Here is a 12,252-nt window from a genome sequence, read left to right as displayed (position 1 = left end):
GTGATTAAAGTGGAAATGGAAAATAACATTCTTACATTATCCAAAAAACTGCTGGTTAATGTGGAAACGGCTCATAAACGATTTCAACATTCGAAGGAAGAGGGAGTAAGAGGCGACTTTCATACAGAAGTAAAGCCATTTGCTGATGAGGTGAAATTGGCAGCGGATGCGTGGAGAGAAATTGCTGCCCAATGGGTAAAGTCAAATAGACCGAAAAACCTTCATGCTAATCAAATCGAAACAGCGGCTGATTATTTGGAAGTCATTTCTGTCCAGGCTTTTTTTCCTGAAACAAGCAAGAAAAGATTCCTTGATCAATTACAGTCAGTTGAATTCATCTTAAACAGCATGATCATTGCCGTCGAGAACGCAAGGCAGTGAAAAATAAAGAAGCACCAGAGCTCTGGTGCTTCAAACTTTTTATATGGATATTTCTTTCTGATCCTCGGGAATGAAAGCTCCTTGCAACTCCAGTTCACGAACCAGGTTCCGGTATTCTAAAATGGTAATTTCATTCTGAATATACGATTTTTTAGTGAAATCGAGCAATTCATTTACATGTTCCGGAGTGTATTCTTTTGTCTCGGCAAATAGATTTTTTAGTTCGTGAACGTTCATTTTTCATCCTCCTCCATCATTTGAAACAATCGTATCATGAAAATGGAAGGGTCAATTATTTTTCAAAAATTGAAACTTCCGACAACATGTTTCACCGTTAGACAAAATCGGAAGTCCCTTCCAGCCTTATCACCAACTGGGCGGCAGTAACATATAATATCGTAATGAAAACTTGGAGGAGGATGTTCGCCATGTTTGGCCGCAGGAATAAGACGACTGCCTATCAACCACAATGGTGGGATCATCAATATAATCTGGATCCAAATCTTTTATACGGGAATCATCAAGGTTTGAACCGGCAACAACCGCACCCTCAACAGTATAACACTCCATATTGGAATGCGATGCCAGGAAACTGGCCAAACCAATATATGCAGCAGGAGAACCCGGTGAATCCATATATGCAGCAGGGCAACCCGATGAATCCATATATGCAACAAGGGAATTCTTATTGGAATCAGCCCAATCCTATGCATGAAAGCAAGAATGACTATTCAAAAATGCTTTTCCAAAACCCGCTTGAGCCTGAGGGGGACCCTATTTACGGGTACTATAACCCTCAAGCGGATTATCAGAACTACAATCCATATCCACAATATGCGTTCATGCCTAAGCAGCCCTCTGGCTTGCAGTCCATCATGAACTCTTTTAAAAGCCAGGATGGCAATCTGGATGTTAACAAAATGGTTGATACGGCCGGACAGATGATGAATGCAGTAACGCAGGTCTCTTCACTTGTCAAAGGCTTTGGCGGGATGTTTAAAGTCTAATTTGGTAAATAAAACAAGCAGGCAATCAGCCTGCTTGTTATTTTTTTTCATTTTGGTATACACATCATTCTTCTGGATCAGTTAAAATATCAATCTTCTTACCTTGCTTTTTTGCAATTTTGACTTCAAGCAGCCCGTCACGATAGGAAGCGCGTGTCTTTCTTTCATTGACTGGAACAGAAAAGGGAATCGTCCTGCTCAATTGCCTCGTCGAAGCCATGTGCTTCTCCGTTTTGGCAATATCATTGATTTCTGAAGTGACATCAGTCTGATTGACCAATATTGTCAGGGAGTTATTAATAATATTAATTGAAATTTGGTCTCTTTTAACCCCTGGCAATTCTGCCTTCACTATATACTCCTTTTCAGTTTCATGCAGCCCCACGCTGAAGGACGAATGCGGGAAGGGCTGTCTGAAAAAATCATCAATGCTTTGCAGTATGCCTTTAACCGGCTTCTCCTGCATCAGCTGGTTCATAGATTTAAACCATTGTTCAAGGGTTTCTTGTCTTTTTGGGCGGTCAGGATGGTTGGTTGCCATCGATGCACATCCTCCTCTGCAGAAATTCTTATAATAGGTTATGTTGGGAAGAATGTCCCTGTTCAAGATTGCGTAACTTTACATCTGGTGAGGCTTCATCACTTCGCCTTATTTTTTGAACACTTTGTGAAAAATGCCTATAGTGTGATTTAGGTCACATAACCGCCTTTTCATCCTCTGTATGCTTAAAAAGTAAATAACGGAGAAGAGGGGAATACACATATGTTTTGTTACCAATGTGAACAAACGCCAACAGGAGGATGCAAAGTTGTTGGTGTATGCGGAAAAGATGAAACGATCGCAAGCCTACAGGACACTATGATTTTTGCTTTAAAAGGAATCGCAGCATATAGAACGCATGCAAATCAGCTTGGTTTCACTGATCCATTTGTTGACGCTACAACCCACGAAGCCTTATATATGACATTAACCAACTCAAACTTTAATGTACAAGAACATATCGATATGGCAATGAAGGTTGGACAATCAGCTGTACGTGTGATGGAAATGCTCGATGAGGCACACACCAGCCGCCTTGGAATTCCACAGCCTGTGAAGGTCAGCCAGAATAAGATTGAAGGAAAAGCAATTGTAGTAACAGGTCATAATCTGTTCGCGCTTGAAGAATTATTGAAGCAAACAGAGGGTAAAGGAATCAATATCTACACTCACTCCGAGATGCTTCCTGCCCATGGCTATCCAGCATTGAAGAAGTACCCGCACCTAAAGGGGAACATCGGAAAAGCATGGTTCGACCAGCGCCGCCTGTTTGAAAAGTTTCCAGGAGCGATTCTGGCTACGACAAACTGTGTAATGCCAATCAAAGGTTCATATGCAGACCGTATGTTTACATATGAAGTTGCTGGCCTTGAGAATGTGAGAAAAATTGAAAATGATGATTTCTCAATGCTTATTGAAAAAGCATTGGAGCTACCTGAAGCGAATATGGAATCCGAAGAAACACTTGTGACAGGCTTCCACCATGAAACAGTGATCGGCCTGGCGCCAGAGGTAATTGATGCCGTAAAATCTGGGAAAATCAAGCGCTTCTTCGTCATTGCGGGCTGTGACGCACCAGGTAAAGGCGGAGAATACTACCGTGAGCTTGCAACATCCCTTCCTCCTGAAGCTGTTATCCTGACAACTTCATGCGGAAAATTCCGTTTCAATGATGTGGATTATGGTGTGGTTCCTGGAACAGACATTCCTAGATATTTGGATCTTGGCCAGTGTAATAACTCTGTATCCACCGTAAAAATCGCGAAGGCGTTAGCTGATGCGTTTGAATGTGACGTAAATGAGCTGCCTGTAAGTATCGTCCTTTCTTGGTTCGAGCAAAAAGCTGTAGCGATCCTGCTTGGATTGTTCAGTCTGGGAATCCAGGATATCCGCATTGGACCTAAGCCGCCAGAATTCATTTCTGAGGGCGTTATGCAAGTACTTCAGGATACATTCAATCTGAAGTTGATCACAAGCGCACAGGAAGATTTAGAAACAATGATGGGATTAAGCAAAACTGAATAATAACATGAACGCCCGAAGCATTATGCTCCGGGCGTTTTATTAATGTTGCTTTCGAATTTATTACTGATTGATAAAACTGTTTTCTTATAAGCTTCGGTGCTTTTCCGGGGGGTTAGTACTGGAAAAGCAGTATATAGGTTGTCTTAGCAACAAAGTTTATGGAAATCAAACAAGCTCATCCATCAATACGTCCGGGTCTAATATCATGTTCCCATTTGAATCGATAGAGAGCAGTTCATCCTTTTTCATTTTCGTTAACGTCCTGCTCACCGTTTCTCTAGTCGTTCCAATCATATTGGCCAGGTCTTTGTTTGTGAAATCAGCCTTCAACCAAACCGTGCCATCCTCCTGTTTTTCACCATGAAGTTCTCCAAGCCTAATCAAAAGCTTTATGATCTGTTCATATGTGTTGTTTAGGATTTGTGCTTCAAGCCTTTCTTGAAGGTCAACGATTTTTTCTCCAAGTACCTTGAACACCTTGATGCTTAAGTGAGGGTTATCAACCAGTACTTTTTCGAATTGCGAAATCGGAACGACGACAAGGCTGGCCTGGTCCAATACCTCGGAATACCCGGGATAGCCACCTTTTCTGAAAAAACCTACGTGCGGGAACATTTCTCCTTTTTTAAGGATGGCCACAATTTGCTCCCGGCCATTGGCATCGCTCTTATAGATTTTTACTTTTCCTTCATTAATAAAATACACATTTTCAAGAGGGTCACCCTGCATAAAAATATGGCTATTTTTCTTCCATTCTCGTGCAATTGATATATCCACAATCTTATCTAGTTCATGGTCATCAAGGTCTCTGAACAAAGAAAATTTGGCCAGGACTCGTTTGATCTCATTTCTATCCAAAAAAAACACCTCTATTAGCTGTTTGTCCACTCTATTTTAGCAAAAGGTTGAATTAAAAGACATAACTTGTTGTTCCGAGGGCGGTTGAATAGTAGATTAAAAGGGTGAGGAATATACATGCCAAAAAATAGCAGTTTGATTTATTTAACTTTTATCTTTTGCAACGAACGTTTATTCGCTAAAATAGTGTTAACGAGGTGAACGCTATGAAGGTCCGGAAAAGCATGCACGAGATTTTGCAAGAATTGAAGGTAAGTGAATCGGTAAAGAAAAATATTGTCCACTGGCATACGATTGAAGAGAAAGAAGCCCAAACTGAAGAAATGCCAGAGGAATTAAGCGGGATATTGAAAAAAGCATTAGAAAGACGCGGGATTTCCCGCCTGTATACACATCAAAAGTCTTCCTATGAACAAATCATGCAGGGGCAGAGCATTGTTGCTGTCACGCCGACGGCTTCAGGGAAAACATTGTGTTATAACCTGCCGGTACTTCAAACTATCATTGAAGATCCAAATGCTAGAGCGCTGTATATGTTCCCGACAAAAGCACTTGCCCAGGACCAAAAGAGTGAAATTAATGAGCTGATCCAGGAGGCGGAGCTGGCGATCAATAGCTATACATATGATGGAGACACTCCTTCTAATATTCGGCAGAAGGTCAGAAGGGCAGGGCATATCGTTATTACCAATCCGGACATGCTCCATTCTGCGATCCTGCCACACCATACAAAATGGGTTTCCCTTTTTGAGAATCTAAAGTATGTCGTCATTGACGAATTGCATATTTACAGGGGAGTCTTCGGCAGCCATGTGGCAAATCTCATAAGAAGACTGAAGAGAATCTGCAATTATTATGGAAGCGATCCCGTTTTTATTTGTACTTCAGCAACGATTGCAAACCCGCTGGAACTGGCTGAGGGTCTGACAGAAAAGGACATGGTTCTGATCGACAATAATGGAGCTCCTTCAGGAAGGAAGCACTTTTTATTTTATAATCCTCCAGTTGTCAATATTCCGCTCAATGTCCGCAGGAGTGCAACTCTTGAAACTCGAAGGCTTGCAGGTGAATTTTTGAAAAATAAGATCCAGACCATCGTGTTTGCAAGAAGCAGAGTGAGGGTAGAAATCCTGCTGACTTATCTTCAGGATTTGGTCAAACACAAGCTAGGCCCAAAAGCAATCAGAGGATACCGGGGTGGTTACCTTCCGACAGAAAGGCGCGAAATCGAAAAGGGCCTCCGTTCCGGTGACATTTACGGGGTTGTCAGCACCAATGCACTTGAACTTGGTGTAGATATCGGCCAGCTTCAGGTGTGTATCATGAACGGATACCCGGGAACGATTGCGAGTGCATGGCAGCAAGCAGGCCGGGCAGGACGCCGCCACGGGGAATCGGTTGTCATCATGGTAGCCAGCTCCAGTCCGCTGGATCAGTACGTTATCCAGAATCCTGATTACTTTTTCAACCGCAGTCCGGAAACGGCGAGAATCAATCCTGATAATTTAATTATCTTGATTGACCATATCAAATGTGCTTCCTATGAATTGCCATTCAAAAAGGGCGACACTTTTGGTGCTGCTGAAATTGAAGAAATACTTGAATATTTGACGGAGGAGCGGATCCTCCACCAGAACGGAGATAAATGGTTCTGGATGAATGATGCATTCCCGGCTCACAATATCAGTCTGCGTTCAGCATCACAGGAAAATGTTGTGATCATTGACCAATCTGATGTAGCCAATGTCAGGGTAATTGGAGAAATGGATACTTTTTCAGCGATGACGCTGCTGCATGAAGAAGCCATTTATCTCCATCAAGGAATCCAATTCCAGGTGGAAAAGCTTGATTGGGAGGAGAAGAAGGCGTTTGTGCGTGAAGTCGATGTTGATTATTTTACAGATGCCAATCTCGCCGTCCAGCTAAGTGTTCTGGAGGAAGACAAGCACAGGGGCAATGCAGAAACAGAGATCGGCTATGGAGATGTCAGCGTAAGAGCAATGGCGACGATTTTCAAGAAGATCAGGTTTGAAACACATGAGAATATTGGCTCAGGACCAATTTTTCTCCCTGAAGAAGAGCTCCACACAAGCTCAGCATGGATATCACTGAATAAAGAACTGTCCGAATTTGGCCATGACCGTCTGGAGGAAGGGTTAATTGGGACATCTCAGGCACTGAAGCATATCGCGCCATTATTCGTGATGTGTGACCCTTCTGACGTACATGTAGTTCCGCAGGTAAAGGCTGCCCATAACGAAAAGCCAACAATCTTCTTTTATGACCGCTACCCTGGAGGGATAGGGCTAAGCGAAAAAATATATACCGGAATCGAAGAGATTCTGAACCAAACCAAACAAATGGTCATGAATTGCCAGTGTTCCGACGGGTGCCCGTCCTGCATCGGAACGGATACTGCATCTATTCATTCTAAAAATGACGTATCAAAATTACTGGATTTATTCATTAGAGCAGCTGTGTAGGGAAGGAGGGGGAATATGAGTCTCAAGAATAAATTGAACCGGCTGAAACCCCATATAAAAAGCGGGATTGAAAAGCCAAAGGCCGAACCGGCCAAATTTGAAGAAACACCAGAAATCCCGTTTCTTGACGTCTGGGAGCAGGAACAGGTTTCCCCCTTCTATTTTGATGGGCAATATTGTCTAGTCAGGGAAGTGAGTTATCCGCTTGGCCATCAGCACGGACATTACCAATTCGGAGATTTGCTCGAGGCTGTTTCACTCTGGAACAAGGAGCAGACAAAGCATCCGCTTTCTGCAGTGGGCCACGGTCCTGCCGAACTGGTGTTTTTTGATACCGAAACAACCGGACTTGGGGGAGGGACAGGCAATACCATCTTCCTGCTTGGCCATGCGTCAATTTCAGGGGATTCGGTGAAATTAAAACAGCATATCCTGCCGAATCCGGGAGCAGAAGTCGCTCTTTACCAGAGCTTTTTGATGAATGCCGATTACAGGACATTGGTTACGTACAATGGTAAGGCTTTCGATTGGCCTCAGGTCAAAACGAGGCACACCCTTGTACGTGACCATGTGCCCAAGCTGCCATCCTATGGCCATTTTGATCTGTATCATGCAGCGAGGAGATTATGGAAGCATAAGATTGAACGGATGAAATTGAGCATAGTGGAACAGGAGGTATTGGGTCTTGAAAGAAAGGATGACATTCCTGGCTTTTTGGCACCAATGATTTATTTTGACTTCCTGGAGAGGAAGAACCCTGAAGGATTGCTGGGTGTCATTAAGCACAATGAAACTGACATCCTTTCATTACTGACTCTCTATACACATTTAACCTTCCAGATTCTCGGGAGGGACAGCAGCCAAACACCACGGGAAACTTTCGAGGTAGGACGCTGGTTTTCCTATCTTGGCGAGTCTGATAAAGCGAAGGAAGCCTTCACTGGACTTCTGGATGATGGAAATGAGGAAGAAATTTCAGCTAAGCACGCACTTGCCTTTGAGCATAAAAAGCATAAAGAATGGCAGAAGGCAGTCTCGCTGTGGAAAGAAAGTGCAGCCAAAGGGACAAAAAAGCAACGGAAAGAAGCATGCATCGAGCTGGCCAAACATTTCGAGCATCGTGAAAAAAACCTTGAATTTGCTTTAAAATATTGTCGTATTGCCGAGGAACTTCAGAAGGAAGAAAAGGCTGCAACAAAAAGGGACATGATTTTTAACCAGGAGCTCGAAAAAAGGATTCAGAGGATTTCCCGAAAAGAATTTCCCGGGCAAGCGCAAAATTCGCCAAAATAAACTCGTATTATCTGAGGTTTCGTCAAGGAACCTTGAATTGTAACAAAATTTTAACATTTATCAGCTCAAATCCTGTAATATCCTGTTGTATGAATGGTTTCAACATTGTAAAATGTAAAATTGTATGGTGTTTTAAAACAATATAATTTTACGGGGCTGGTTTGATGTATAAAGCGGTATTAGTTCTCTATTTTGTTGTGATTACCCTGATTGCTGTTATTTTCAGCGGGTTGAAGGACAACTTTTACACATTCCTCTAAGAATTTCATTAGGTGATTTCACTGAAATCACTAGCTGCTTGCACTGCAATTTCTCTTGAAAAATAGGTGTTTTCATTAGTACAAGGCGCATCACTTCAACATAGGCTGATAATGTAAAGAATAAGTCTAAATGAAAGGAGTTATGCACTATGCACTGCAAGCCAACACATGTATTGCCAACAGTAGTTCATCCTACTAAGTGCTGTGTGAACCATAGTTTTACCAATAATGTGGTTCCACATGTTCATCCAACACATACTACAAACGTAAACCACATCAATTATGATCATGTCCATTACTTCCCGCAAACTCAGTCCACGGTTAATCAGGTGACACACCAGAACCACTATGGCGGACCTGGTCCGGTGCCAGGCGGAGTGGCTCCAGTTGGTCCGAGACCTCGCCCAGGATTTGGCGGTCCAGGATTTGGTGGACCAGGATTTGGCGGTCCAGGATTTGGTCGATAAAATGACTTCAACAAGGGCTCTTGCAGCCCTTGTTTTTTTAAGCTCTTTTCGTAAATTATGTTACTTTGTTAACCAAGAGTAAAAGCCGGCACTTCGGTTTTTACGAGTATTGTATCATTTCAAGTATAGAAGTCTCCTCAAAAAGAGCCCCGACGCCTATAAAAGACTGCGAAAGCAAATACATGTTAAAAAAGCAACAATCAGTGTGTAAATAGCTTTTTAATTGAAAATTTCAGGTGTAATATTTACTGTTAAAAGGGAATACCTTCAATATGGAGTTATGACTTATCAATGTTTCAAAGGAGATCACATGGCAAAAGTAGCTGCAATATCTGGTTATAAACCTTTTGAACTTGGCGTATTCCAGCATGATCATCCGTCAGCTGAATACATAAAAATGGCGATAAAAAAAAGTTTGATCCCATTAATTGAGGAAGGACTTGAATGGGTGATGATAAGCGGGCAGCTCGGTGTTGAATTATGGGCTGGTGAGGCGGTATTCGATCTCCAGGAAGAATATCCTGACTTAAAACTGTCCGTGTTCACTCCCTTCCTTAATCAGGAGGAAACATGGAAAGAAGCCAATAAGGAGTGGTATGAATCCGTTCTGGCTGGAGCTGACCATGTTGATTCCATCACTAAAAAGCCTTACGAAAAACCGTGGCAATTCAGGCTGAAGAATCAATTTTTTATAGAGAAAAGCGACTTGTTGGTCCTGCTTTATGATCCCGAAAAAGAAGGCAGTCCAAAATTCATATACGAAACAGCCAAAAAATTTCAAGAAACAAACGAATATGATTTAAGATTAATTACATTATACGATTTACAAATGGTGGTTGAAGAGGAACAATTGAAGCAGCAAGGTTTCTAACTAAAAGGCTCCATTTCCTGCTTTTGAAGCCACGAAAAGAGCCATATAAAAGAAAAATTGACAAATCGCCTTGTTTTTGAAAAAATAAATGTGACGATTGGGGTATATTGAGGTGAATGGAATGCTATCCGATAAAATACAGTTAACTGCTAAAGATATTTTAGAAAAAGAATTCAAAACAGCTATGCGTGGTTACAAACCAGAAGATGTTGATAAGTTTCTGGATACGATCATTAAGGACTATGAAGCGATGCAGCAGGAGATCGAAGAGCTTCAACAGGACAATCTTCGCCTGAAAAAGCAGCTTGATGAAGCTTCACGCCGCCCTAGCACACAGGCAGCTGGAACAACGAATTTCGATATCCTTAAAAGGCTTTCGAATCTAGAAAAGCATGTTTTCGGGGATAAACTTTACGATTAATCCAGCATCTGCTAGTTTTTGAAATGTATTACCATTGCTTTTTAAACTTATATTTCATATAATGTTTCTTGTAGCTGTTAATAGCGTTCGGGTAATCGCTGCAGTTCTGCTGCAGAGGAAAGTCCATGCTCGCACAGGCTGAGATGCCTGTAGTGTTCGTGCCTGGCCAATTCATAAGCCAGGGCAGTCGGGCTCATGCTCGGCTGACGGCCGGGAAAATGCCTAAGTCGGCAACGATATGGCATGAATACCTATAAAAGTGCCACAGTGACGGAGCCTTCCGAGAAATCGGAAGGGTGGAACGAGGTAAACCCCACGAGCGAGAAACCCAAACGATGGTAGGGGCACCTTCCTGGAGGAACTGAACAAAGGGAAGGACAGATGTTTTCATCTGTAGATAGATGATTACCGCCGGAGTACGAGACTTTTGGTCGTTTGTAGTACGAAGGTACAAAACATGGCTTACAGAACGTTATTAATGGATTTGTATGAGTGTTTACTAAAGCTCTCCTTTTGCCAGGAGAGCTTTTTTTATGTATATTTAGTGTGATTGGGCAATTTAATAATGTGATACATAAGATATTGGATATAAAGGGTGAAACGATGAAGAATTTTGATATAATCGCGACCTCAGCGATGGGCCTTGAAGCAATCGTCGCAAAGGAAGTCCGTGACCTTGGATACGAATGTCAAGTAGAAAATGGGAAGATCACTTATAAAGGTGATGTCAGAGCAATAGCTAGAAGCAATATGTGGCTCCGTACGGCCGACAGAATCAAGATTAAGATTGGCGAATTCAAGGCCTATACGTTCGATGAATTATTTGAAAAAACGAAGGCACTCCCATGGGAAGAATTTTTACCAGAGAATGCTGAATTTCCTGTTTCGGGTAAGTCTGTGAAATCCAAGCTTTTCAGCGTATCCGACTGCCAGGCCATCGTCAAGAAAGCAATTGTTGAACGAATGAGAAAATCATATAAAAAAACTACATGGTTTGAAGAGAACGGCCCATTGTTCAAAATAGAGGTTGCCCTGCTAAAGGATGTCGTGACTTTGACAATCGACACCAGCGGAAGCGGCCTGCATAAGCGCGGATACAGGTCTGGCCAGGGGGAGGCTCCACTGAAGGAGACACTTGCAGCTGCCCTGATCAAGCTGACAAATTGGCATCCGGACAAACCATTCGTTGATCCGTTTTGCGGGTCTGGAACAATTCCGATTGAAGCTGCATTAATCGGTCAAAATATCGCACCGGGTTTTAACAGAGAATTTGTTTCAGAAGCCTGGCCAATTTTTCCTGATTCAGTTTGGGACGAGGTAAGGATGGAAGCGGAGGACCTTGCAAAATACGATCAGCCTCTTGATATCAGCGGGATGGATATCGACCACCGCATGGTTAAAATCGCAGAAGAGAATGCTTTTGAAGCAGGGCTCGGCGATTTGATTTCATTCAAGCAAATGCGTGTCCAGGACTTTACGACAAAAAAAGAGTATGGCGTCATTGTTGGCAACCCTCCATACGGGGAGCGATTGGGTGAAAAGAAAGCTGTTGAAGAAATGTACAGCCAGATGGGAAAGGCCTTTGCTCCGCTTGACACATGGTCCATCTATATCCTGACATCCAATGAGGACTTTGAACAAGTGTACGGAAAGCCGGCAACAAAGAAACGGAAGCTGTTCAATGGGTTCATCCGGACAGATTACTATCAGTACTGGGGCAAACGCCCTCCAAGATTAGATAAATAAGGAAAAAGCCTCCTGTCGACCAGGAGGCTTTTTGTTGTTTTTAAGCACATGTTAGAATATCAGCCATCAATGTGAAAAAGCCTTTAAGAAAAACTAAGGCTAACTTCCTGGAATAAATAAGGGAGCAGATGAATAAAATACATTTATATCTGTATTTTGTATGAAATGGAGGGATGGCAATGAATTATTCTTTTATCGATTTCCAAAGGATCTCAAAAGCTCTTTCAACTAGTACAGAGGCTTTGCGTAATGAATTCCAGGCTGATGAATTCCAGCTGGCTGAATTGCAGGAAGCAGAGAACAACTTTCGTCAGGCATTGTCATTTGGTCTTTCAAATGCTAAATAAACAAACTTGCAAAGAAACGCTTGGATCCCAAGCGTTTCTTTTTATTTTGCTCT

General features: G+C 42.4%; 13 protein-coding genes and 1 other RNA gene. 11 read left to right on the top strand and 3 right to left on the bottom strand.

Annotated elements, in window-relative coordinates:
* Positions 1 to 15: 15 nt before the first annotated feature.
* The gene (locus DYI25_RS09435) at positions 16 to 381 is read left to right on the top strand and encodes a YppE family protein (protein WP_213368207.1); all 366 of its coding nucleotides are present in this window, start codon (positions 16 to 18) and stop codon (positions 379 to 381) included.
* 39 nt (positions 382 to 420) lie between these two features.
* Here the strand turns inward: DYI25_RS09435 and DYI25_RS09430 are convergent, their stop codons facing one another.
* Positions 421 to 618: a YppF family protein gene (locus DYI25_RS09430; RefSeq protein WP_041964530.1), complete on the bottom strand. Its 198-nt coding sequence runs from the start codon at positions 616 to 618 to the stop codon at positions 421 to 423.
* Positions 619 to 809: 191 nt separating this feature from the next.
* Between DYI25_RS09430 and DYI25_RS22445 the strand changes: the two genes are divergently transcribed.
* Positions 810 to 1,388: a YppG family protein gene (locus tag DYI25_RS22445; RefSeq protein WP_249745296.1), complete on the top strand. Its 579-nt coding sequence runs from the start codon at positions 810 to 812 to the stop codon at positions 1,386 to 1,388.
* Between the two features lie 64 nt (positions 1,389 to 1,452).
* Here the strand turns inward: DYI25_RS22445 and DYI25_RS09420 are convergent, their stop codons facing one another.
* Positions 1,453 to 1,929 (bottom strand): Hsp20/alpha crystallin family protein, encoded by a 477-nt coding sequence (locus DYI25_RS09420; protein WP_213368205.1) that lies wholly within the window; start codon positions 1,927 to 1,929, stop codon positions 1,453 to 1,455.
* A 222-nt stretch (positions 1,930 to 2,151) separates the two neighbouring features.
* Between DYI25_RS09420 and hcp the strand changes: the two genes are divergently transcribed.
* On the top strand, positions 2,152 to 3,453 hold the full coding sequence (gene hcp / locus DYI25_RS09415) for a hydroxylamine reductase (RefSeq protein WP_213368204.1): 1,302 nt from the start codon (positions 2,152 to 2,154) through the stop codon (positions 3,451 to 3,453).
* Positions 3,454 to 3,618: 165 nt separating this feature from the next.
* On the opposite strand, the gene DYI25_RS09410 is transcribed toward hcp, so the two are convergent.
* Positions 3,619 to 4,311 (bottom strand): Crp/Fnr family transcriptional regulator, encoded by a 693-nt coding sequence (locus DYI25_RS09410; protein WP_213368203.1) that lies wholly within the window; start codon positions 4,309 to 4,311, stop codon positions 3,619 to 3,621.
* 206 nt (positions 4,312 to 4,517) lie between these two features.
* Between DYI25_RS09410 and DYI25_RS09405 the strand changes: the two genes are divergently transcribed.
* From DYI25_RS09405 to DYI25_RS09370, 8 genes are all read left to right on the top strand, one after another.
* On the top strand, positions 4,518 to 6,794 hold the full coding sequence (locus tag DYI25_RS09405) for a DEAD/DEAH box helicase (protein WP_213368202.1): 2,277 nt from the start codon (positions 4,518 to 4,520) through the stop codon (positions 6,792 to 6,794).
* Between the two features lie 15 nt (positions 6,795 to 6,809).
* Entirely contained in the window at positions 6,810 to 8,087 is a 1,278-nt protein-coding gene (locus tag DYI25_RS09400; RefSeq protein ID WP_213368201.1) for a ribonuclease H-like domain-containing protein, read from the top strand.
* 409 nt (positions 8,088 to 8,496) lie between these two features.
* Positions 8,497 to 8,814, top strand: coding sequence for a CotD family spore coat protein (locus tag DYI25_RS09395; protein WP_213368200.1), 318 nt, complete (start codon positions 8,497 to 8,499; stop codon positions 8,812 to 8,814).
* 310 nt (positions 8,815 to 9,124) lie between these two features.
* Positions 9,125 to 9,685 (top strand): DUF1273 domain-containing protein, encoded by a 561-nt coding sequence (locus DYI25_RS09390; RefSeq protein ID WP_213368199.1) that lies wholly within the window; start codon positions 9,125 to 9,127, stop codon positions 9,683 to 9,685.
* A gap of 121 nt (positions 9,686 to 9,806) precedes the next feature.
* The gene (gene gpsB, locus DYI25_RS09385; RefSeq protein ID WP_213369514.1) at positions 9,807 to 10,106 is read left to right on the top strand and encodes a cell division regulator GpsB; all 300 of its coding nucleotides are present in this window, start codon (positions 9,807 to 9,809) and stop codon (positions 10,104 to 10,106) included.
* A gap of 83 nt (positions 10,107 to 10,189) precedes the next feature.
* Positions 10,190 to 10,576, top strand: an RNA gene (gene rnpB, locus DYI25_RS09380) — RNase P RNA component class B.
* Positions 10,577 to 10,709: 133 nt separating this feature from the next.
* The gene (locus DYI25_RS09375) at positions 10,710 to 11,852 is read left to right on the top strand and encodes a THUMP domain-containing class I SAM-dependent RNA methyltransferase (protein WP_213368196.1); all 1,143 of its coding nucleotides are present in this window, start codon (positions 10,710 to 10,712) and stop codon (positions 11,850 to 11,852) included.
* A 179-nt stretch (positions 11,853 to 12,031) separates the two neighbouring features.
* Positions 12,032 to 12,199, top strand: coding sequence for a hypothetical protein (locus tag DYI25_RS09370; protein ID WP_213368194.1), 168 nt, complete (start codon positions 12,032 to 12,034; stop codon positions 12,197 to 12,199).
* Positions 12,200 to 12,252 lie beyond the last annotated feature (53 nt).

This window comes from Mesobacillus boroniphilus (assembly GCF_018424685.1).
Taxonomy (GTDB): domain Bacteria; phylum Bacillota; class Bacilli; order Bacillales; family Cytobacillaceae; genus Mesobacillus; species Mesobacillus boroniphilus_A.
The sequence above is the reverse complement of the archived record's forward strand: the minus strand, read 5'-3'. Positions and strand labels throughout refer to the sequence as shown.

Excerpts from the sequence above, each read along its gene's own strand:
- DYI25_RS09435 (WP_213368207.1), top strand. The coding sequence starts at position 16 with ATGGAAAATAACATTCTTACATTATCCAAAAAACTGCTGGTTAATGTG.
- DYI25_RS09430 (WP_041964530.1), bottom strand. The coding sequence starts at position 618 with ATGAACGTTCACGAACTAAAAAATCTATTTGCCGAGACAAAAGAATAC.
- DYI25_RS22445 (WP_249745296.1), top strand. The coding sequence starts at position 810 with ATGTTTGGCCGCAGGAATAAGACGACTGCCTATCAACCACAATGGTGG.
- DYI25_RS09420 (WP_213368205.1), bottom strand. The coding sequence starts at position 1,929 with ATGGCAACCAACCATCCTGACCGCCCAAAAAGACAAGAAACCCTTGAA.
- hcp (WP_213368204.1), top strand. The coding sequence starts at position 2,152 with ATGTTTTGTTACCAATGTGAACAAACGCCAACAGGAGGATGCAAAGTT.
- DYI25_RS09405 (WP_213368202.1), top strand. The coding sequence starts at position 4,518 with ATGAAGGTCCGGAAAAGCATGCACGAGATTTTGCAAGAATTGAAGGTA.
- DYI25_RS09400 (WP_213368201.1), top strand. The coding sequence starts at position 6,810 with ATGAGTCTCAAGAATAAATTGAACCGGCTGAAACCCCATATAAAAAGC.
- DYI25_RS09395 (WP_213368200.1), top strand. The coding sequence starts at position 8,497 with ATGCACTGCAAGCCAACACATGTATTGCCAACAGTAGTTCATCCTACT.
- DYI25_RS09390 (WP_213368199.1), top strand. The coding sequence starts at position 9,125 with ATGGCAAAAGTAGCTGCAATATCTGGTTATAAACCTTTTGAACTTGGC.
- gpsB (WP_213369514.1), top strand. The coding sequence starts at position 9,807 with ATGCTATCCGATAAAATACAGTTAACTGCTAAAGATATTTTAGAAAAA.
- DYI25_RS09375 (WP_213368196.1), top strand. The coding sequence starts at position 10,710 with ATGAAGAATTTTGATATAATCGCGACCTCAGCGATGGGCCTTGAAGCA.
- DYI25_RS09370 (WP_213368194.1), top strand. The coding sequence starts at position 12,032 with ATGAATTATTCTTTTATCGATTTCCAAAGGATCTCAAAAGCTCTTTCA.